The sequence below is a fragment of the Stenotrophomonas sp. STEN031 genome (assembly GCF_056759975.1).
Genome location: NZ_JBRREA010000046.1, coordinates 1 through 20782, shown reverse-complemented (window position 1 = coordinate 20782; position 20782 = coordinate 1). Strand labels below are relative to the sequence as shown.

Below are 20782 nucleotides of genomic sequence, written 5' to 3'. Positions count from 1 at the left end.
TCCGGATACGAACATGCATTACAACAGAAAGCGTGGTTTCGCCTTGGCGGTGCTTACCGCGGCGTTACTGGGGGCAGGGCAGGCCAGCGTGGCCGCTACTGCCGGTGGCAAGGCCGTGTTGATCCGCGATGCCATGGTCTTCGACGGCACCGGCCGAGCACCCTATGCGGCCAGCGTGCTGGTCGAGGACGGTCGTATCGCCGCCATCGGCGCCGAGCTGGCAGCCCCCAAGGGCGCACGCGAGGTCAATGCACGTGGCCAGGCGCTGCTGCCGGGGCTGTTCGATCTGCACACGCACTGGACGCCGAACGCCACGCCGTCGGAGTTGCCGCAGGTGGCGAATCTCTACATGGCGGCCGGCGTCACCACGGTCAGCGATTTCCACGAGCCGCCAGAAGCCTATGCGCCGCGCCGTGCATGGCTGGCCTCGATTGCCGCACCCGACGTCAAGTTCGCCGCGCGCATGAGCACGCCGCTCGGCCATGGCGCGGATTGGGGTGACGAGAACACCACGCGCTGGGTGAACTCACCCGAGGCCGCGCGTGCAGGCGTGCGTGCGGTGGCCGCCTACAAGCCGGACTTCATCAAGGCCTTCACCGATGGCTGGCGCTATTCCAATGCTGCCGACAACAGCAGCATGGACGAGGAAACCCTCACCGCGCTGGTTGACGAGGCGCACAAGAACGGTCTCAAGGTGTTCACCCATACGGTGATGGTCAATCGCGGCAAGGCCGCCGCACGTGCGGGCGTGGACGTGATCGCGCACAGCGTGCAGGACGGTGCGGTTGACGACGAGTTGATCGCGTTGATGCGCGAGCACGGTACCGCCTATGCACCCTCGCTTGCGGTGTATCTGCCCGAGCGCGTCGATGGCAGCGGGCGCAACAACGCCAAGCCGGATGTGCTGGCCCAGCGCGAGCAGAACTTCGCCAATGCCTTGCATAACGTCAAGACGCTGCACGATGCCGGTATCCCGGTAGTGGTGGGCACCGATGCAGGCATGACCGGCACACCGCATGGCACATCTACCCTGCGTGAGCTTGAACTACTGGTGCAGGCCGGGCTGACCCCGAGCGAGGCGCTGTTGGCGGGTACGTCGGCCAGCGCCAAGGCGCTGGGTGTGAATGACCGTGGCAGCATCGAGGTCGGCAAGCGTGCGGATCTGTTGCTGGTAAACGGTCGCCCGTGGGAGCGCATCGGCGACGTTCGCAATACGCAACAGGTCTACGTGGCCGGACGCCAGGTGCAAGGCAAGGGCGCGGTGTTGCCGGCCGGCAACAAGGCCTTGGCCTTGCCAGCGCAGCCGGTGCAGGCTCTGGTTGATGACTTCGAGCGCAGCGATGGCCGTACCGCGCTGGACACGCTGCGCGTGGACGAGGCCGATGGCGGTAACGACCGTACCGCGCAGGTCACCGAGATCGTCGCACGCGAAACCGGCGGCAACGCACTGGCGACCCAGGCCAAGCTGTCCAGCAAGGACACTGCCTTCGCTGCGACGATCCTGCCGCTGAGCCGCGGTTCGGTGGCGCCGGTGGATGCGCGTGCCTATCGCGGCATCCGCTTGGAGCTGCGCGGCAGCGCACCGGAATTGCGGCTGGAAGTGCGGGCCTTGGGCAATCGCCGCTTCATTGCGCCACTGCAGGCCGGGGCACAATGGCAGACGGTAGAGATTCCGTTCACCGCACTGCAGGGCCAACCGCCGTATCGCGCCAAGGCACCCGTGGCGGTGTGGAAGGGCGATGACCTGCAGCAGCTGGTTGTCTCCGGCAGCGGCGAACCCGGCAGCAAGCTGTGGTTCGAGATCGACAACGTCAGTTTCTATTGATGCGTGGGGCTGGCTGGATGAAGACCCGTTATCTGCGTGCCGCGTTGCTGGCAGCGTTGCTTCCTCTTGCAGGAACGGCGCTTGCCGCGGACGTGATCAGTACGCTGGATGGTTACTCGCAACGGCAGGCTGAGGTTGGGCAACAGTTGTGGCAGCAGCCCGAGCTCGGCTATCTGGAACATGCATCATCCGCGCTGTTGCAGAAGGAGTTGCAACAGGCCGGCTTCCATATCCAGGCCAATGTTGCTGGCATGCCGACGGCCTTCGTCGCAAGCTTTCGCAACGGCGGCAAGGGCCCGGTGATCGGGCTGCTGGCAGAAATGGATGCGCTGCCCGGCATGGCCCAGGCGGCGGAGCCGGTGCGCAGCCTCATCGCCGGCCAGGACGCGGGTCAGGCCTGTGGCCACAATCTGTTTGGTGCGGCATCGGTCGGCGCAGCCCGCGCCTTGGCGCAGTGGATGCAGCAGACCGGTACGCCCGGCGAAGTGCGGCTGTACGGAACGCCGGCGGAGGAGGGCGGCTCCGGCAAGGTATACATGACCAAGGCGGGGCTGTTCGATGATGTGGATGTGGTGCTGCATTGGCATCCGTCCGCGGAGAATTCCGCTGCACAAGGCACCACCCTGGCCAACATCAGCGGCAAGTTTCGTTTCCACGGGCGCGCCGCCCACGCCGCCATCGCTCCCGAGCGCGGCCGCTCCGCGCTGGACGGCGTTGAGGCCTTCAACTACATGGCCAATCTGATGCGTGAGCATGTGCCCGACGGCACTCGCATCCATTACGTCATCAGCAATGGCGGCGCCGCTCCCAACGTGGTGCCGGATGCGGCCGAGGCGTATTACTACGTGCGCCATACCGACCCGGCGGTGGTGCGCGATGTGATCGAACGCCTGCAGAAGGCAGCCGAAGGCGCGGCAATGGGCACGGGTACCACGGTCGAATTCGAGCCGACCGGTGGCGTGTACTCGCTGTTGCCCAATGACACGCTTGGGCAGGTGATGCAGACAGCGCTGCAGCAGGTTGGCGGCGTGCAGTACGATCCGGCCGAGCAGGCATTCGCTAAGAAGCTGCAGGAGAGCCTGGAAAAGCGCCCGGACCTGCAGGTGGCAACACAGCTGCAGCCCTACCGTGCGGATCAGGCGGGCAGCGCATCCACCGATGTTGGCGACGTCAGCTGGAACGTCCCCACGGCCGGCGTCAGTACAGCCACCTGGGTGCCCGGAACCCCAGCGCACAGCTGGCAGGCAGTAGCGGCATCGGGGATGTCGATCGGTTCCAAAGGAGCGTTGAATGCCGCCAAGGTAATGGCCCTGGCCGGCGTGCAGCTGCTGCAGTCGCCGGAGTTGGTAGCCAAGGCCAAGCAGGAGTTCGACGAGCGCCGCGGCGCAGGCTTCCGCTATGTGCCGCTGCTGCAGCGGGATGCGCCGCCGCTGGACTACCGGCGCAAGACCAAGGACTGAGGCACGCTGTCGCGCGATTGCAATCTTGGTTCTACGCGGGCTTCACCGCTGCGTGGGCAAGGTGGCGGCCGGAGTGATGTTGCTGGGTAGCCCATCGCGCCCTCGGGCGGCGACCCGATCCCCTCCATCGGGTCGCCGTTCGTGTTAGAGCCAGTAAGGCCTGGACTCTCCCTCTGAAATCAGCATTTGAGTTTTCATGGATGCACATGTGTTTCCAGTCCGAAGGCATCTAATAATGTCTGGATCAAGTTTAAGGGCAGGCGACAGGTAGCGTGTCGCAGAACCGCAAAGCTTCGAATCGGTCTGTGCAATCTTGATGTCATTGCAAAGCGATCTTGACTTCCGGAGGGTGAGAGGGCGCGGTCGTCGTTTCTTGTAGGAATTGCTGATTTCTCCGCAGGAACAAGGTCGAACCCATGCAGGGATTTAGTAGCTAGCCTCAAATCTGTGCCACCAGAGGCATCCACCAAGCCGCTGTCGCCCGCCCGTAAGCCTGATTGTGGGTACTCAGCCATGGCATGGCTGGATTACCTCTTGGCCGTGGCGAGATCCAGTGTGATTACAGTGGTCGCTCCAAAGGCTCAGCACTCGCCATGCGCCCACGACGCCAACGATGCTTTGTGACCCGATGGCTGCACTGGTCAGGATCAGTCCGCGCTCTTCGGATTCCCGCACTTCATAAGGACGCTCTTGGGCTTGATAGTGACTACCTGGCGTTCGGTCAGTTGGACACGCATTGGGCCGGCTTCTGTGAGTCGGCTTACTGCCACCATAGGACGCCGGGATGGTCGGAGGCTGGATGCGGATCGTCCACAATCAGCGAAGTTCGGTGGGGGGTGAAGGATCTGCGGCCATCGCTATCGCTCGTTCCCTTCTCACGTACATCAGGGGGACGACACCGCCACAGTGATGTTGCTGGGTAGCCCATCGCGCCCTCGGGCGGCGACCCGACCCCTCCATCGGGTCGCCGCTCGTGTTCGATTGGGGCGGGGCGTTTTGCGTGACGCGGGCAACAGCGCTATGCTCGGTTCACCGTGTGGGGCGGTAGCTCAGCTGGGAGAGCGTCGCGTTCGCAATGCGAAGGTCGGGAGTTCGATCCTCCTCCGCTCCACCAAATCTTCAAGCAAAGAAGCCGCATTGGATGATGCGGCTTTTTTGCGTTTTTGCGCTGGGAATAGGTGGTTTGGCGAATTTTTCGCCATGTGGCGGCGCGGCTTCTGCGTGTGAAGCCTCGCTACACAAGGCATTTCGAGGAATTTTCGGCGGATGTGAAAATTTTTGTGAAATTGGCTTGCCGAAACCGAAATAGCTCCGTAATATACGCCTCCTCGACGGCAGCAACGCCGACGAAAACAAAACAAAGTGGCCGAGTAGCTCAGTTGGTAGAGCAGGGGATTGAAAATCCCCGTGTCGGCGGTTCGATTCCGTCCTCGGCCACCAAAAAATTTCAAGGGCTCGCAGAAATGCGAGCCCTTTTTTGTTGTTCTTTTGCATCGGATTTGCACCGGTTGCGATTGTGGTGGTGCTTTGCGTTTGCGGTTTGTAGGAGCGGCGTTAGCCGCGAGGCTGGCGGTGGTGAAACCGCCTTGCTGGCCTGGGATCTCATGGATCGTTTGCTTCGCGGCTTGCGCCGCTCCTACAGGAGCGGTTCTGTGGGTTTTTTGGTGGTTCTTGCCGAGCATGGCTCGGCACTACATTTGGCATTTGCTGCGGGCCCGACCTGGTCGGGGCTTGGGTGCTCAGTTGCTTGGCAGCAATGGGCGCAGTACGGGTTCCAGCTGTTCGCGGCGCCAGCCGGCCAGGGCGGTCGGCCAGTTGCCGCTTTCCAGCAGTGCTTCCAGGTGCTTGCGTGAGGCCAGCAGGCCCTCGGGCAGTTCCAGTTCCGCTGTGCGCTTGCTGACGGCGTCCTGCAGGCGCTTGAGCGCGCTCTTGTTGCTGTCGGTGGCCTGCAGTGCCATCGGTGCATCGGCTTCGTCGGCAAGCGGGGTGTTCAGTGCTTCCCATACCTGCTGGGCCAGCTTGCGCGGGGCCTTGGGGAAGCGGCCGAAAACTTTCAGCATGGCGTCGTAATCGGTAGGTGGGTTGCGTGCCAGCAGGTTGGCCAGTTCGTTGTCCAGAATCCAGCTGCGTGGCTTGTCACTGCTGCGTGCCTGCTGGTCACGCCAGCGCAGCAGCCGCAGCAGCCGCAGCTGCGCATCGCGCTCCAGTGCCTGCGAGGAGCGCATCGACAGGTGTGGCCAATGCTCGCCTTCATCGCCTTCGACGCTGGCCAGCAAACGCTCGCCGTCATCCTGCAGCCACTGCATGCGGCCGGCGGCCTGCAGCTTGGCACTGATGGTGTCGTGCAGGGCGAACAGATACTCGACGTCGTCGGCGGCGTATTCCAGCTGCGCGTCACTGAGCGGGCGCTTGAGCCAGTCCGAGCGGGTCTCGCCCTTGGGCAGGGTGACGCCGGTAACCTCGGCGACCAGCTTCTGGTAGCCCATGCCGCCGCCGATGCCGGCCAGTGCGGCACCGATCTGTGTATCGAACAGTGGGCGTGGCAGTGCGTCGCAGGCACACTTGAAGGCGACTAGGTCTTCGCTGGCGCTGTGCATGACCTTGGTGATCGAGGTGTCGGTCAGCCAGGGCTTCAAGGCCTCGCACATGCCCGGTATCAGCGGGTCGATCAGCAGGATTTCATCGCCGACCGCCATCTGTACCAGGGCCAGCTGCGGCCAATAGGTGCGTTCGCGGATGAATTCGGTGTCCAGCCCGATCCGGCTCGGGCGCTGGCGGTAGCGTTCTTCCAACTCCGCCGGGTGTTTGATCCAGTAAGCCACGTGGGGTTCCGTCAACTGCAGGGTTTGCTCAGGCAGGCGAGAATAGCCTAACGTCGGGCCGCTCCCGGGAAAGTGTGCAAGGTAATGGAGGCGTTTTTGGGTAGAACCGGCCAATTGTTGGGTTTGACGGTGCTGTTGTTGGCGCTGGCGGGCTGTGGCGGCGGCGCGCCGCAACCGCCTCCGGCTGCGCCCAATGCCGAACCTTCAAAGAGCCCGGGTCTGGTCGAGCGACTGGGAGCCCGTGCCGAAGCGCGTGCCGAGGCCAAGGCCGAAGCGGCAGCTGCCGCCAAGGCGGAGGCGGGGGCGGCGACGCCGGATCCTGCTCCGCAGGTGGAGAGCATCGCGCTGCCGGTGTGGAACGCGCCGGAGGTCAGCCTGCAGCCCGGGCAGTTGGCCGAAGCACGCAAGGCGGCCGACAAGGCGCTGGCCGAGGACCGGCTGTACCGCGATGCGCAGGATGCCATCCCGCTGTATCTGGCGATCCTGGCCGAGCAGCCGCAGGACCGCGGCGCCCAGCGCGGCCTGGAGAAGGCCCGGCAGCGTCTGCGGGCACAGGCCACGGCCCTGATGGCGCAACCGGAGAACCAGCGACAGGCACTGGCGCAGGCTGCCGAAATCGCCGGGGTTGCGGTGGCATTGGCGCCGGAAGGGAAGGCCGAACAGGCCTTGCAGCAACGTATCGCGGTTGCCCGGCGTCTGTTGGCGCTCAACCGCGCAGGGGAGCAGGCACTGCGCCAGCACCAGTTTGGTGAGGATGGCGGAGGTGCACAGGCGGCGTTCCGTGAAGTGCTGGCTGCCGACCCGCTCAACAGTCGCGCCCGGCAGGGGCTGGCGGCGGTCGAGAGCGGCTTGATCCGTCGCGCCGAGCGTGCCGCGGCAGTGGATTCGGACTTCGCCGCCGCAGCGCGATGGCTGGACAAGGCCACCACAATCCGTGGCGAGGCGGTGACGCTGAAAGATGCCCGTACGCGTATCGAGGGCATTCGCACCGCCCAGCTCGATGCCCTGCGCGAAGGTGGCCTGCGTGACCTGGTCTCGTCCAAGGGCTTGAAGGATGCACGCCTGAAACTGGCACAGGCCGAGCGGATCGCATTGCCCGGGGATCGCACCGTGGCCTTGCTGCGCGAGCGTATCGAGCTGGTCACCCATTACGGCAGCTTCCGTCCCGGGCAGGTGTTCAGTGATGCCCTGAGCGATGGCAGCCGCGGGCCGCAGATGGTGGTAGTGCCGTATGGCAGCTTCCAGATGGGTGCGGCCGAGGGCGAGATCGGCAGCAGCGATGCCGAGCGTCCGCAGCATCTGGTGCGCTTCGAGCGTGGCTTTGCGATGTCGATCACCGAGGTCACCGTGGCCGAGTTCCGCCGTTTCGTGGAAGCGGCCAAGGCGCGCCCGCGTGCAACACGCCGCGGTCATTCCATCGTCTATGACGAGCGTAGCGGCAATTTCATCCGCCGCAGCGGGGTGGATTGGCAGTCCGACTACAACGGCGTCAAGGCCGCGCCCAACAGCCCGGTGATGCATGTCAGTGTGCGTGATGCCGAAGCCTATGCGGCCTGGTTGTCCGAGCAGACCGGGCGTTACTACCGGCTGCCCAGCGAGTCGGAGTTCGAATACGCGCTGCGTGCTGGCAGCGAAGGTCGCTATCCGTGGGGGCGGTCGATGACGCCACCGGAGAACAGCGGCAACTTCACCGGCAGTCTGGACGTGTCGCCCAGCGGCCGGCACTGGAACAATGCCTTCATCGGCTACGGCGATGGTTTCTGGGGCACGGCGCCGGTCGCCATGTTCCGTGCCAATGCCTGGGGCCTGCATGACATCAGCGGCAATGTCAGCGAGTGGGTGGCCGATTGCTGGCACGCCAGCTACCGGCGTGCACCAGCCGATGGCGCGGCCTGGTTCAACCCGGGGTGCCGGCAACGGGTGATCCGTGGCGGCAACTGGGCCAATGCGCCGGAGCAGACCCGTGCGGCGTGGCGGCAGTCACAGGACTCGGACGTCACCTCGGCGCGTATCGGCTTCCGCTTGGTACGCGGAATTTGACCTTGCCGCGGCGTACGCTAGCGGTACCATCGGCCAAAGCCAGCCCGGCCCAGACGGAATCCAACCATGCGACAAGATCCTTTCGGTAACCAAGGCAATGGCGGTCAACGTCGGCGTGGTGGTGGCCTGTTCGGCAATATCCGCTGGGTGATCCTGCTGGGCTTTGCGGTCTATGGGGGCTGCTACTACTTTGGCAATCGCTCGGTGGACCCGTATACCGGCGAGAAGGTGCTGATCGACAGTTCGCTGGACGCCAATGAAGAGAAGGCGATGGGCTTGCAGGCCTATCAGGAAATCCTGGCACAGGAGCGGCCGGTCGATCCGAACTCGCAGATCGCCCGCCAGGTGCGCGAGATCGCCAGCCGCCTGATCGCCAAGGTCGACGTGGTGGAAACCTCGCTGGCGCAGGAGCACGGCCTGCAGCCGCAGCACTTCGCCAAGGACTTCGAGTGGGACGTGAACGTGCTGCAGTCCGATGAGGCCAATGCGTTCTGCCTGCCCGGCGGCAAGATGGCGGTGTATACCGGTTTGATTCCGGTCGCGCAGAATGCCGATGCGCTGGCGGTGGTGATGGGGCACGAAATCGCCCATGCCTTGTTGCGGCATGGTGCCCAACGCATGGCCCAGCAGAAGCTGACCCAGATCGGGCAGATGGCTGGTGCTGCCAGTGGCATGGATGTCCAGCAGCAACAGATGATGATGTCGGCGATGGGCTATGGCTACCTGCTGCCGTATGCACGCTCGCACGAAACCCAGGCCGATGAGGTTGGACTGATGCTGGCAGCCGCGGCTTGCTTCAATCCCGAAGAAGCGGTGCCGCTGTGGCAGCGCATGAGCCAGGCCAGCGGTGGCCAGGCACCACCGGAGTTCTCTTCCACGCACCCCAATCCGGGCACCCGCATCCAGAATCTGCAGGCGCTGATGCCCAAGGCACTGGAGTACCGGCAGCGCTACTGCGCGGCCGGTGCAGCCGCCCGCTAGCACCGGCCGCGACGCACTGCACAAGCACGTAACGAAGGCCGGAGGATGCTCGCCGGCGTTCCTGCTGTGTGGCCAGAGGTTGCGGATGCGACGTGGAGCGTTGCCGGTGTTGGGCGTGCTGTTGATCATGGTGGCGGTCGGCTGGGGCTGGGCGGCACATGCCGGACAGCTGTCCGCAGGCCGCTACGGCCGCGTGGAGGTGGTGGAGCCGCCGGTCGCGGCACGAGGCCTGGTGATCTACTTTGCCGACCCTGCCTTGTCGCGGACTCAGCGCAGGCAGTTTGCCGGGCGGCTGGCACACGCCGGCGCATGGGTGTCGGTGGTGGATGCGGCGCGCTATCGACGGCAATTGCGGAACGGCAATGGCAGCTGTCGCGCGATGGCCGATGATGCAGCGTTGCTTGCCCAGAAGCTGCTCAAGCGCGAGCGTGCCGGGCAGTTCTACCTGCCGGTGCTGGTCGGCCAGGGCAGCAGTGCCGGCTTGGTGCGCGACAGCGCGGCCGGTGCCGCACCTGGCGAGTTTGCTGCGGCCTTGGTTACCGCGGACGGCGCAGCATTAAGCAATGCCAGCTGCGTTGGCGGAACGGCAGCTGTGCAGGTCAAGTCCTTGCCGGAGGATGCGTTGTTGGCGGCGGTATCGGCGGCGCTGAACGCTGCACCTGTACAGGGTGTGGCGACGCTGCCCTTGGTCGAGATGCCGGTTGCAGGCAGCAAGCGGCTGGTGGTGTTGATTTCCGGTGACGGCGGCTGGCGTGACCTGGACAAGGGGCTGGCGCACGAACTCAACCAACGCGGCGTTTCCGTGGTCGGCTGGAACAGCCTGCGTTACTTCTGGAAGAAACGTACCGCTGCACAGACAGGTGCCGATCTGGACAATGTGGTGCGCACTTATCGGCAGCGTTGGCAGGCTGACGACGTGGCGCTGGTTGGCTATTCGTTTGGCGCTGATGTGCTGCCCTTCGCCTATCCGCTGCTCAGCGGGGAGCAACGCCGCGCGGTACGGCTGGTGTCCTTGTTGGGGCTTGCCCACGGTGCGGATTTCGAGGTGCGGGTAGGCGGCTGGCTGGGCTGGTTCCGGGCCCAGGAAGTGCCTGTGCAGCCTGCGTTGGCCGGCTTGCAGCCGGTCGCGCACCAGTGTGTTTACGGGGTGGATGAGAAGGACAGCCTTTGCCGCGACCTGCGAGGTGATGCGCACATGCAGGTGGTTGAGCTCCCCGGTGGGCATCACTTCGATCGTGATCCGGGCAAGCTGGCGCGGATCATTGTCGATCGTTGGGACGCGGCGCTGGCTCAGCCCTGAGTGGAATCGCCGGGCGCTGGCTTTGCGCGGATCTGCTCAACCCTCAATTGCAGCTCGCCTTCTGCCAGACGGGCGCGCAGCTGTTCGCCGGGCTTGACCTGCCCGGCGCTGCGGACCAGGGCGCCGTCCTCAAGCCTGGTCAGTATCGAATAGCCACGCGCCACGGTAGCCAGGGGGCTCACCGCTTCCAATGAGCGGGCGACGCCGCGCAGACGCAATGCATCGCGCTGCAACTGGCGCGCCATCGCCGCATGGGCGCGCGGTGCCAGGGTTGCCAGCTTCTCGGCCAATGCATTCAAGCGGCGCTGCGGCTGGGTGCTGCGCAGCACGGTGGCAGCGTGGCGGAGTCGAGATGCGCGACGTTCCTGTTGCTGCTGCCAGGTGGCGTGCAGGCGTGCGAAGGCCGCTTCCTGGCGATGCTTGAGCAGGTTCAGGCGTGCCTGCGGGCTATGTGCCTGCAGCCGCAAGGCAGCACGGTCGGCGCGTTGCATGGCCTGGCTCATCGCGTGGACCTGCAGCTGCTGCAGGCGTTGCGCCAACCTGCGTACCCGCAGCGCAAGATCGCGCTGGTCCGGAACCAGCAGCTCGGCGGCCACGGATGGCGTCGGTGCGCGCAGATCGGCGGCGAAATCGCTCAGGCTGAAGTCGGTTTCGTGGCCTACCGCCGAGACCACCGGCGTGTTGCTGGCGGCGACTGCACGCGCCAGCTGTTCATCGTTGAAGGCCCACAGGTCTTCCAGCGAGCCACCGCCGCGGGTCAGCAGGATCACGTCGTAACGGCCACTGGCATCGGCCTGGCGCAGCAGCGAGGTGATCTGCGGTGCGGCGGTGGCGCCCTGTACCAGCGACGGCAGCAGCTCGACTTCCAGCATCGGGAAACGCCGCTCCAGCACGCTCAGTACGTCACGCACCGCCGCGCCACTGGGCGAGGTGATCACCGCCAGCCGACGCACGTGCGCTGGCAGCGGACGCTTGCGTGCTGGGTCAAACAGGCCCTCGGCTTCGAGCCGGGCCTTGAGTTCGTCGTAGGCGCGGCGCAGCGCGCCTTCGCCGGCTTCTTCCATGTGGTCGAGGATCAGCTGGTAGTCGCCGCGTGCTTCGTACAGCGTCAAACGACCGCGCACCAGCACGCGCATGCCTTCGCGCGGGAGGAACTTCAGCCACTGGCTCTTGGGTTTGAACATCGCCGCACGCACCTGCGCGCGTGCGTCTTTCAGGGTGAAGTACAGGTGCCCGGAAGCGGGTCGGCTGACACTGCCCAGTTCGCCTTCCACCCAGACCATCGGGAACGTGCTCTCCAGAAGGTCGCGCGCCAAGGTGTTGAGCTGGTTGGGGGTGAGGACGTCGTTGCTGGAGGTCATGGTTCAACTGCTATGCCGATAGGGCGCCGGTCCGCGCCGGGGCGCAGGCGAGCTGACGGTCCCTATCTTACGGGAGCGATTGCGCTGGCCGGCGATGTTGGAGCAGGGTCAGGGCTTCTGGGTGGTGTCGGCATGCCGCTGCAAGGCCCACTGCACATGTTCGCGCACCACGTCGGATGCATGCGTCTGGCGGCTTTGCAGCGCTTGCTCTGCGGCGGGAGAGGGCACGGCATTGCCCAGCGCCACGGCGATGTTGCGCAGCCAGCGTTCATGGCCGCTGCGACGGATCGGGCTGCCCTCGGTGCGGCGCAGGAACTCGTCTTCTTCCCAGGCGAACAGCTCGGGCAGGGTGGCGGTGTCCAGGTTGTTGCGGGCGCGGAAGTCCGGCTCGTCGGTACGCCGGGCGAACTTGTTCCACGGGCACACCAGCTGGCAGTCATCGCAGCCATAGATGCGGTTGCCCATCAGGGGGCGCATTTCCAGCGGAATCGCGCCTTCATGCTCGATGGTCAGATAGGAGATGCAACGGCGCGCATCCAGCCGATGCGGGGCGATGATGGCGGCAGTGGGGCAGACATCGATGCAGCGCGTGCAACTGCCGCAATGCGCGGTGGCCGGCACATCCACCGGCAATGGCAGGTCAACGTAGATCTCGCCGAGGAAGAACCAGGAGCCGCCGTTGCGGTCGATCAGGCAGGTGTGTTTGCCGATCCAGCCCAGTCCCGCATTGCGCGCCAGTGCACGTTCAAGCACCGGCGCCGAGTCGACGAAGACCCGGTAGCCGAACTGGCCAATCTCGTCGGCGATGCGCTCGGCCAGCTTCTGCAGGCGGTTGCGCATCAGCTTGTGGTAATCGCGGCCCAGCGCGTAGCGCGCCACATAGGCGCGCTCGCCATCATTCAAGGTTGCCCAGGCTTCGGCGTCGTCCTTGTGGCCGTAATCCAGGCCGACCGAGATCACCCGCAGCGTGCCGGGCAGCAGTTCCTGTGGGCGCGCCCGCAAGGTGCCGTGGCGGGCCATCCATTCCATCGTCCCGTACAGGCCCTTGCCCAGCCAGTCGGCCAGGTGTGCCTCATCCTCGCCCAGCTCGATGCCGCTGACCCCGCAGCGCTGGAAGCCTGCCTCACGGGCAAGCTGGTGGATGCGCAGCGACAACTGCGCCGGGTTTGCGGCGGTAACGGCTTCAGACATGGCGCAAGTATAGAATTGCCGGCATGTCAGAGCCCGTCGAATTGTTCGATATCGCCGCTGCCCGCCAGATTGATGGGCAAGCGACCGCTGCCCTGGGTGGCGATGCTTACCTGCTGATGCAGCGCGCCGGCCATGCCGCCTGGCAGACCGCGCTGCAGTATTGGCCGCAGGCGCGGCGCATCGTGGTGGTGTGCGGGCCCGGCAACAATGGTGGCGACGGCTATGTGCTGGCCCGCCACGCCCGCCAGTCCGGGCGTGACGTCAGCGTGCTGCATTTGCCGGACGCGTCGCCGCGCACAGCCTTGGCGCAGCGCGCCTGCACGGATTATCTGGCCGTTGGCGGCCACGTTGAGATTGCGTCGCAATGCCTGCAACAAGCCGATCTGATCGTCGACGCGCTGTATGGCATCGGCTTCAGCCGCGCGCCAGATACCGATGATGCAGCCCTGATTGCAGAAATGAATGCTGCACCGGCGCCGGTATTCGCGCTGGATGTGCCCAGTGGCGTTGATGCGCTCAGCGGCAACGTGGCCGGCGCGGCGGTGCGTGCGGCGCGGGTATTGCAGTTCATCGTGCCGCATCAGGGGCTGCACACGGGTGCGGCGTTGGAGCATGCCGGGCAGCGCTTGCTGGCTGATCTGGAGGTGCCCGCGGTCGCCTTTGAGGGTGTCAGCGCAAGCGCGCTGCGCTGGGCCAGGCCGCAGTTGCTGCGGATGCTGCCACCACGTCGGCTCAATACCCATAAAGGTGAATCCGGGCATGTGCTGTGCGTCGGCGGCAACCACGGCAGTGGCGGCGCGGTGATGCTTGCTGCCGAGGCTGCGCTGCGCGGTGGTGCCGGTCTGTGCAGTGTGGCGACACGCGCGCTGCATGTGGCGCCGTTGTTGGCGCGCTGTCCCGAAGCGATGGTGCACGCTGTCGACAGTTCCGAGGACTTCGCAGGCTTGCTTGCCCGCGCCAGCGTCATCGCGCTGGGGCCTGGACTGGGCCAGGATGATTGGACGCATGCCTTGTGGTCGGCGGTGCTGGCCAGCGGCAAGCCGCTGGTACTGGATGCCGATGGGTTGAATCTGCTGGCCGCCGATCCGCGGCCGCTGCCGCAGGCGATTCTCACCCCGCATCCGGGTGAGGCCGCGCGCCTGCTCGGCACCGATACTGCCAGCATCCAGCGAGATCGCTTTGCAGCAGCGCAGGCCTTGGCAGCGCGTTATGCGGCAGTGGTGGTGCTCAAGGGCGCTGGTACGGTGATCGCCGCGCCCGGGCAGCTGCCGCGGGTGATTGCCGCGGGCAATCCGGGCATGGCGGTCGGCGGCATGGGTGATCTGCTGACCGGCGCCATCGCCGCCGTAGTGGCGCAGGGCCTGTCGCTGTTTGATGCGGCCAGCACTGGCGCCTTGTTGCACAGCCTGGCCGGCGATGCAGCGGCCGCCGAAGGTGAGCGCGGGCTGTTGCCGCGCGATCTATTGCCGCACCTGCGGGCGCTGGCCAATCCATAATGTCTCCCATGATCGAATTGTCATTGCCCCAAGCCGAGAGCACCGACCTGCTGGGTCAGGCCCTGGCACAGACCCGGCCCGCGCAGGCGGTGGTTCATCTGCATGGTGATCTGGGGGCCGGAAAATCCACCCTTGCCCGTGCTTTGTTGCGCGCGCTGGGCGTGCAGGGGCCGATCCGCAGCCCCACCTATACCTTGATCGAACGCTATCCACTGGACAGCGGCGAGGCCTGGCATCTGGACCTGTACCGGATTGGCAATGCCGGCGAGCTGGATTTCCTCGGTCTGGATGATGCCGGCGCCGACCTGTGGCTGATCGAATGGCCCGAGCGCGGGGCGGGCGGACTGCCGCCGGTCGACCTGCTGGTGGCGCTGGAGATCGACGGCCATGGTCGCCGTGCGCGGTTACAGGCGCAGAGTCCGGTGGGGGAGGCCTGGCTGCAGCAGTTGCGCAAAACGCCCCACTTGCAGGGGCTTTCTGCCCTGTGACTACAGGAAGTTACGGCAGGTTGCGGATTATTAAGGGAAAAAATGTTGCAATTACCGAATTCCGGTGATTGAATCCGCCCATGACTACGGGAAACCGCCTGTTTGCATTGTCTGTTGCCGTCGCCGGCCTGTGCTTGGCCAGCGCTTCCGCGTGGGCCGGTGAGATCCGTGGGCTGGGTTTGAGCGCCGGCGCCACTGGCACCCGTGCCGAAATCCAGCTGGCGGGCGGTGGCAGCTACAAGACCATCAGCCTGGCCGGTCCCAATCGGCTGGTCATCGATTTTCCCGAATCCACCGGCGTGCGCGGCCTCAAGTTGCCTGCGCCAGCGGGTGTGGTCACCGCCGTGCGCACCGGTAACCCGGTGCCGGGCACGTTCCGCATCGTGTTTGACCTGGCCGAATCGGTGGCCGCGTTCAAGCCGCAGATGCAGGGGCAGGGCGCTGAATCCAAGTTGCTGATCGAATGGCCGGGTGAAACCGCGCCGCGCGCAACGGCTGCACCGGTGGCAAGCACAAGCACGCCGCCCGCATCTGTGCCGCCGGCAACGCCGCCGACGGTAACCCCCGAGCAGGCGCGTGCCGAGGCGGCCCGTGCTACCGCTGCCTTGACGGCTGCGGTACGCCAGCAGGCCGCTACGCCAGCGCCGGCCCCGGCCGTAGCAAATCCAGCCCCAGCAACCGCCACGGCGGTCGTGGCCGCAGCCGGCAACCCGCCGACGGGGTCTTCTTCGTCCTCGCCAGCGGCCATCCTCAATGGACAGGGCGCGCCGGTCCGTACCACCATCGCCACCGGTGTGCCTACTCCCATCGTGCCGGCTCCAGCGGCTGCCGCACCGGTTGCGGCAACGCCGGCGCCTGCGCCGCGTCCGGTCATGCCAAGTGACGCGTCACGAATTCGGATGGCGCCGGGCATGCGCAATCTGGTGGTTGCCATCGATCCGGGCCACGGTGGCCAGGATCCGGGTGCCGTCGGCCCCACTGGCAAGCGCGAGAAGGACGTGACGTTGGCGGTTGCACGTGAACTTGCCCGCCAGGTCAACGCAACGCCGGGCCTGCGCGCGTTCCTGACCCGCGACACCGATGTGTTCATCCCGCTGCCGATGCGCGCCCAGCGTGCACGTGCGGCGAGGGCTGACATCTTCATCTCGATCCACGCCGATGCGGCTGAAAACCGTTCGGCGACGGGGTCTTCGGTCTATGTGCTGTCGACCAAGGGCGCGTCTTCGCAGCGTGCGCGCTGGCTGGCGGACAAGGAAAATGCCGCCGACCTGATTGGTGGCGTCAGCCTCAGCCGTACCGAAGGCACCTTGGCCAACGTGCTGCTGGATCTGGCCCAGAGCGGCAACATGAAGGCTTCAGAAGATGCGGCAGGGCACGTGCTCGGCGGCCTCAAGCGGATCGGCAACAACCACAAGCCCAACCTTGAGCGGGCAAACTTCGCCGTGCTGCGCACCTCGGACATGCCGGCGATGTTGGTCGAAACCGCGTTCATCTCCAACCCGGATGAAGAGCGCCGCCTGATTGATCCGGCCTACCAGCGCCGTATCGCCGGTGCGGTACTGGATGGCGTGCACACCTTCTTCAGCCGGCAGCCGCCGCCGGGCACCCTGTTCGCCGCCCGCGCCCAGGCCGAGATGGATGCAGCTGCTGGCACCGTTGCGGGTGGTAGCAAGTAACACAGCGCCTGCTTTGAGCCCCTCTCCCCGCGGGAGAGGGGTTGGGGTGAGGGCAGGGCGAAGTCGGATCGATGAACTACCAGTTCTTGTCCGGTTCTTTCTGCTGCATGCTGGCAATGTCGGCTGGCCTCCCCTTCGGGGCACCTTCTCCCGAAGGGGGAAGGGATTGGCGCTCTGATCGCGGTGTTCGGCCCATGCTCGGCTATCATCGTGGGCATGCATGACGTCAGCCTGATCCCCCATCAATCCTTGTTTCCGTCCCCCGCCAAGGCGCTGCAAACCTCTGGCGGTGCGGCATGAATGCGATCCGTCCGCTGCCGGAAATCCTGATCAACCAGATCGCCGCCGGCGAGGTGGTTGAGCGTCCCGCCTCGGTGGTCAAGGAACTGGTCGAGAACGCACTCGATGCCGGTGCGACCCGCGTGGACATCGATCTGGAAGAAGGCGGCGTACGCCTGATCCGCATCCGCGACAACGGCGGCGGCATCGCTGCCGAACAGCTGCCGCTGGCGGTGTCGCGCCATGCCACCAGCAAGATTGCCAGCCTGGACGATCTGGAGTCGGTGGCCACGCTCGGCTTCCGCGGCGAAGCCCTGCCGTCGATTGCCTCGGTCAGCCGTTTCACCCTGGCTTCGCGGCGTGCCGACGACGAGCATGGCTCGGCGCTGCAGATCGAGGGCGGCGAGCTCGGCGACGTGACCCCGCGTGCGCACGCGCCCGGTACCACCGTGGAAGTGCGCGAGTTGTTCTACAACGTGCCGGCACGGCGCAAGTTCCTGCGCGCCGAGCGCACCGAGCTTGGCCATATCGAGGAATGGCTGCGTTCACTGGCGTTGGCGCGCCCGGACGTGGAGTTGCGTGTCTCGCACAACGGCAAGCCCTCGCGGCGCTACAAGCCCGGTGATCTGTATTCGGATGCACGTCTGGGCGAAACCCTGGGCGAGGACTTCGCACGCCAGGCCTTGCGCGTGGATCACAGTGCCGCCGGCCTGCGCCTGCATGGCTGGATTGCGCAGCCGCAGTATTCGCGGGCCAGCGCGGATCAGCAGTATCTCTACGTCAACGGCCGCTCGGTGCGTGACCGCAGCGTCAGCCATGCGGTGAAGATGGCTTATGGCGATGTGCTGTACCACGGCCGACAGCCGGCCTACGTCCTGTTCCTGGAGCTGGATCCAACCCGTGTCGACGTCAACGTGCATCCGGCCAAGCACGAAGTGCGCTTCCGCGATTCGCGCCTGATCCATGATTTCGTCTACCGCACCTTGAAGGATGCGCTGGCGGAAACCCGCGCCGGCATGGAGCCCACCGCAGGGCAATCGCATCCGGTCGATCCGCAGGCGCAGCCAGCACCCAGCTACAGCGCAGGTGGCTACATGCTGTCGCGCCCTGGCGGCAATGCAGGTGGCGGTGGCAATGGCAATTGGCAGGCGCGGCAGTCGCCGCTGGGCCTGCAGGTGGCAGAAGCGCCCTCGGCATATGCGGCGCTGTACTCATCGGTGAATGGCGATGCGGATCTGCCGCGGCAGATGGATGCGGGTCCATCCCTGCCGCCGACCTCCAACGAGGCCGGCGTGCCGCCGCTGGGCTACGCTATCGCCCAGCTGCACGGCATCTACATCCTGGCCGAGAACGCCGAAGGCCTGATCGTGGTGGACATGCATGCCGCCCACGAGCGCATCGGCTACGAACGCCTGAAGAACGCGCACGACGGTATCGGCCTGCATGCGCAGCCGTTGCTGGTGCCGATGACCCTGGCGGTGGGCGAGCGTGACGCGGATACCGCCGAGCGCGAGGCGTCCACCCTGGCTGCGCTGGGTTTCGAGGTCACCCGTTCCGGCCCGGGCTCGCTGCATGTGCGCAGCATTCCGGCGCTGCTGGCCAATGCCGAGCCGGAAGGCCTGCTGCGCGATGTGCTTGGCGATCTGCGCGAACACGGGCAAAGCCGCCGCATCGCCACCGCGCGCGACGAACTGTTGTCGACGATGGCCTGCCACGGCGCGGTGCGCGCCAATCGACGGCTGACCCTCCCGGAAATGAATGCCTTGCTGCGCGACATGGAGATCACCGAGCGCTCGGGGCAGTGCAATCACGGCCGCCCGACCTGGGCGCGCTTCTCCTTGGCTGAAATTGATCGCTGGTTCCTGCGGGGGCGTTGATGAGACACGTATTGGGGGGCGCGGCCTTGATTGCCGCGATGCTGCTCGGTGGCTGCGGCGATGATGCGAAGAACACCGGGCCGGTAGTACAGGCGGACCCCACGTTCGCGCATGACAACGAACTGTGGCGCGAGCAGCGCCTGGTAGAGCTGCTGGCACCCGATGGCTGGACCAGCCTGGTCGGCCTGCATTGGCTGGACCTGAAGGCGCATTACATCGGCAGTGGCAGCACCAGTGGAATCCGCTTGGCAGTGGGGCCTCCGCGCATGGGTCTGGTGACGCGCGAAGGCAATGCGTGGTTTTTCGCGCCGGAGCCCGGTGTCTCGGTCAAGGTCGATGGGCAGGTGGTGAAGGGAAGGATTCCCTTGCATAGCGACCATGCCGAAGTACCGACGCTGATCCACTTCGACGACGACAAGGGCATCATCAGCCTGATCGAACGCGGCGAACGCTTCGGCCTGCGGGTCAAGCATGCTGACGCACCGGCGCGGGTGAACTTCAGCCATCTGGAATATTGGCCGGCGGATCCGAGCTGGCGCATCACCGCACGCTTCGTGCCGCATGACGTCAACAAGACCATTCCGATTGTCGATATCACCGGATTGACCACCGAGTTGGCCAACGCCGGCGCAATCGAGTTCGAGCGCGATGGACGCACCTGGCGTCTGGAGGCGCTGGGCGATGTTGGACGCCCGCTGCAGGTGATCTTCGCTGATCGCACCAGTGGCCGTGGCAGCTATGCGGCCGGGCGCTATATCGATATCGAGGTGCCGAACGCGAAGAGTGAGGTGGTGATCGACTTCAACCGGGCCTACAACCCGCCGTGTGCCTTCACCGCGTTCGCCACCTGTCCGTTGCCACCGCCGGAGAATCGCCTGGACATGGCGGTGGAGGCTGGTGAAAAGGCTTACGCCAAGTCCAAGGAGCCGGCCGCATGAGCTGGATCAAGCGCATGGGCCTGCTGCTGGTTACCTGCCTGCTCGCAGTGACGCCGCTGCTGGCAGGCGCTGCAGCACCAAAGTCGCCAGCGAAGCAGCCGCCGGTACCGCTGCTGTGGAAGGTCAGTGGCGGGCAGGGCAGTGAGCTCTACCTGCTGGGGTCCTTTCATCTGCTCAAGGCCGATGACTATCCGCTGTCCGCTGACGTGGACCGGGCGTTCGCGGGTGCGCAGCGCCTGTTGTTCGAACTGTCACCGGAGGAGATGAACTCGCCGCAGTTGGCAGCGCAGATGATGCAGGCGGCGCTGCGCCGAGATGGCCGGCAGCTCAAGGATGACCTGGACCCGGCGACCTGGCAGCAACTGGAGGCCTGGGGTGCTGCCAACAACATGCCGGTTGACCGGCTGGCGGGGCTCAAGCCGTGGTTCGTGGGGTTGACCATCAGCATCGCGCAGATGACCCGCCAGGGCTTGGATCCAAAGTCCGGGCTGGATCGGCACCTGATGGATCGTGCCGCGCAGGCCAACAAGCCCGCCGTCGGCCTGGAAAGTGCATCGTCGCAGATCACCATGCTCGACAGCATGAGCATCGACGAGCAGCGCCAGCTGCTGCGCGAAGCCCTGGAGCAGGTGGACAAGGGCGACGAACAGAGCCGGCAGCTGCACGATGCCTGGCGTCGTGGTGACGATGTGATGCTGTGGCGGGACATGGCCGCGCAGATGAAGCGCGAGTACCCGGGGCTGTACCAGCGGATCAACGTGGATCGCAACAACGCCTGGTTGCCCAGCCTGCAGCAGTGGTTGCAGCCCGGTCGCGGAAATACGCTGGTGGTGGTGGGAGCGTTGCACCTGCTGGGCAGCGATGGCGTGGTCGAGAAGCTGCGCGCCCAGGGCTACAAGGTCGAGCGGATCTGCAGCGCCTGCAAGCGTTGAGTGCCTTGGCTTGTTGTAGGAGCGGCGTTATCCCCGAAACCAAAGAACTATAAAGCAGCCAGAGCATAGCCGGGTTACCAGCGGCATAAAAAAAAAAAGGAGCCCCAACACAAAAA

14 protein-coding genes and 2 tRNA genes are annotated in these 20782 nt (G+C 65.6%); 13 read left to right on the top strand and 3 right to left on the bottom strand.

What is annotated here, in order from left to right:
* The first annotated feature begins 13 nt into the window (after nt 1-13).
* The 4 genes from ACVOLQ_RS17145 to ACVOLQ_RS17130 all read left to right on the top strand — a co-directional run bounded on the left by ACVOLQ_RS17145 (nt 14) and on the right by ACVOLQ_RS17130 (nt 4725).
* Complete coding sequence (locus ACVOLQ_RS17145; RefSeq protein WP_481528758.1) at nt 14-1825, top strand: amidohydrolase family protein; 1812 nt, start codon at nt 14-16, stop codon at nt 1823-1825.
* 17 nt (nt 1826-1842) lie between these two features.
* Nucleotides 1843-3285, top strand: a complete 1443-nt coding sequence (locus tag ACVOLQ_RS17140) for an amidohydrolase (protein WP_481528757.1) — start codon at nt 1843-1845, stop codon at nt 3283-3285.
* Between the two features lie 1038 nt (nt 3286-4323).
* Nucleotides 4324-4399 (top strand) — tRNA-Ala (locus ACVOLQ_RS17135).
* A gap of 250 nt (nt 4400-4649) precedes the next feature.
* Nucleotides 4650-4725 (top strand) — tRNA-Phe (locus ACVOLQ_RS17130).
* A gap of 299 nt (nt 4726-5024) precedes the next feature.
* Here ACVOLQ_RS17130 and rnd read toward each other — a convergent pair.
* Nucleotides 5025-6107 carry a ribonuclease D gene (gene rnd / locus ACVOLQ_RS17125; protein ID WP_481528756.1) on the bottom strand — a complete coding sequence of 361 codons (1083 nt, stop codon included), beginning with the start codon at nt 6105-6107 and terminating at the stop codon, nt 5025-5027.
* Between the two features lie 84 nt (nt 6108-6191).
* Between rnd and ACVOLQ_RS17120 the strand changes: the two genes are divergently transcribed.
* The 3 genes from ACVOLQ_RS17120 to ACVOLQ_RS17110 all read left to right on the top strand — a co-directional run bounded on the left by ACVOLQ_RS17120 (nt 6192) and on the right by ACVOLQ_RS17110 (nt 10428).
* Nucleotides 6192-8147, top strand: a complete 1956-nt coding sequence (locus ACVOLQ_RS17120) for an SUMF1/EgtB/PvdO family nonheme iron enzyme (RefSeq protein WP_481528755.1) — start codon at nt 6192-6194, stop codon at nt 8145-8147.
* Nucleotides 8148-8213: 66 nt separating this feature from the next.
* Entirely contained in the window at nt 8214-9128 is a 915-nt protein-coding gene (locus ACVOLQ_RS17115; RefSeq protein WP_481528754.1) for a M48 family metallopeptidase, read from the top strand.
* 85 nt (nt 9129-9213) lie between these two features.
* Nucleotides 9214-10428: a virulence factor family protein gene (locus tag ACVOLQ_RS17110; protein ID WP_481528753.1), complete on the top strand. Its 1215-nt coding sequence runs from the start codon at nt 9214-9216 to the stop codon at nt 10426-10428.
* On the opposite strand, the gene xseA is transcribed toward ACVOLQ_RS17110, so the two are convergent.
* Nucleotides 10419-11789 (bottom strand): exodeoxyribonuclease VII large subunit, encoded by a 1371-nt coding sequence (gene xseA / locus ACVOLQ_RS17105; RefSeq protein WP_481528752.1) that lies wholly within the window; start codon nt 11787-11789, stop codon nt 10419-10421. The genes ACVOLQ_RS17110 and xseA overlap by 10 nt on opposite strands.
* 108 nt (nt 11790-11897) lie before the next feature.
* Nucleotides 11898-12980: a tRNA epoxyqueuosine(34) reductase QueG gene (gene queG / locus ACVOLQ_RS17100; RefSeq protein WP_481528751.1), complete on the bottom strand. Its 1083-nt coding sequence runs from the start codon at nt 12978-12980 to the stop codon at nt 11898-11900.
* Between the two features lie 23 nt (nt 12981-13003).
* Between queG and ACVOLQ_RS17095 the strand changes: the two genes are divergently transcribed.
* The 6 genes from ACVOLQ_RS17095 to ACVOLQ_RS17070 all read left to right on the top strand — a co-directional run bounded on the left by ACVOLQ_RS17095 (nt 13004) and on the right by ACVOLQ_RS17070 (nt 20666).
* Nucleotides 13004-14476, top strand: coding sequence for an NAD(P)H-hydrate dehydratase (locus ACVOLQ_RS17095; RefSeq protein WP_481528750.1), 1473 nt, complete (start codon nt 13004-13006; stop codon nt 14474-14476).
* Nucleotides 14477-14484: 8 nt separating this feature from the next.
* Nucleotides 14485-14964, top strand: coding sequence for a tRNA (adenosine(37)-N6)-threonylcarbamoyltransferase complex ATPase subunit type 1 TsaE (tsaE, locus tag ACVOLQ_RS17090; protein WP_313169596.1), 480 nt, complete (start codon nt 14485-14487; stop codon nt 14962-14964).
* Between the two features lie 80 nt (nt 14965-15044).
* Nucleotides 15045-16640 carry an N-acetylmuramoyl-L-alanine amidase gene (locus ACVOLQ_RS17085; protein ID WP_481528749.1) on the top strand — a complete coding sequence of 532 codons (1596 nt, stop codon included), beginning with the start codon at nt 15045-15047 and terminating at the stop codon, nt 16638-16640.
* 296 nt (nt 16641-16936) lie between these two features.
* Nucleotides 16937-18796, top strand: coding sequence for a DNA mismatch repair endonuclease MutL (mutL, locus tag ACVOLQ_RS17080; RefSeq protein WP_481528748.1), 1860 nt, complete (start codon nt 16937-16939; stop codon nt 18794-18796).
* Nucleotides 18796-19734, top strand: coding sequence for a DUF1684 domain-containing protein (locus ACVOLQ_RS17075; protein ID WP_481528747.1), 939 nt, complete (start codon nt 18796-18798; stop codon nt 19732-19734). The genes mutL and ACVOLQ_RS17075 overlap by 1 nt, the downstream gene beginning before the upstream one ends.
* Nucleotides 19731-20666 carry a TraB/GumN family protein gene (locus ACVOLQ_RS17070; RefSeq protein WP_481528746.1) on the top strand — a complete coding sequence of 312 codons (936 nt, stop codon included), beginning with the start codon at nt 19731-19733 and terminating at the stop codon, nt 20664-20666. The genes ACVOLQ_RS17075 and ACVOLQ_RS17070 overlap by 4 nt, the downstream gene beginning before the upstream one ends.
* Nucleotides 20667-20782: the final 116 nt, after the last annotated feature.

Bases quoted from the DNA above. Each gene is read 5' to 3' on its own strand.
- ACVOLQ_RS17145 (WP_481528758.1), top strand. From the start codon at position 14: ATGCATTACAACAGAAAGCGTGGTTTCGCCTTGGCGGTGCTTACCGCG.
- ACVOLQ_RS17140 (WP_481528757.1), top strand. From the start codon at position 1,843: ATGAAGACCCGTTATCTGCGTGCCGCGTTGCTGGCAGCGTTGCTTCCT.
- ACVOLQ_RS17120 (WP_481528755.1), top strand. From the start codon at position 6,192: ATGGAGGCGTTTTTGGGTAGAACCGGCCAATTGTTGGGTTTGACGGTG.
- ACVOLQ_RS17115 (WP_481528754.1), top strand. From the start codon at position 8,214: ATGCGACAAGATCCTTTCGGTAACCAAGGCAATGGCGGTCAACGTCGG.
- ACVOLQ_RS17110 (WP_481528753.1), top strand. From the start codon at position 9,214: ATGCGACGTGGAGCGTTGCCGGTGTTGGGCGTGCTGTTGATCATGGTG.
- xseA (WP_481528752.1), bottom strand. From the start codon at position 11,789: ATGACCTCCAGCAACGACGTCCTCACCCCCAACCAGCTCAACACCTTG.
- queG (WP_481528751.1), bottom strand. From the start codon at position 12,980: ATGTCTGAAGCCGTTACCGCCGCAAACCCGGCGCAGTTGTCGCTGCGC.
- ACVOLQ_RS17095 (WP_481528750.1), top strand. From the start codon at position 13,004: ATGTCAGAGCCCGTCGAATTGTTCGATATCGCCGCTGCCCGCCAGATT.
- tsaE (WP_313169596.1), top strand. From the start codon at position 14,485: ATGATCGAATTGTCATTGCCCCAAGCCGAGAGCACCGACCTGCTGGGT.
- ACVOLQ_RS17085 (WP_481528749.1), top strand. From the start codon at position 15,045: ATGACTACGGGAAACCGCCTGTTTGCATTGTCTGTTGCCGTCGCCGGC.
- mutL (WP_481528748.1), top strand. From the start codon at position 16,937: ATGAATGCGATCCGTCCGCTGCCGGAAATCCTGATCAACCAGATCGCC.
- ACVOLQ_RS17075 (WP_481528747.1), top strand. From the start codon at position 18,796: ATGAGACACGTATTGGGGGGCGCGGCCTTGATTGCCGCGATGCTGCTC.
- ACVOLQ_RS17070 (WP_481528746.1), top strand. From the start codon at position 19,731: ATGAGCTGGATCAAGCGCATGGGCCTGCTGCTGGTTACCTGCCTGCTC.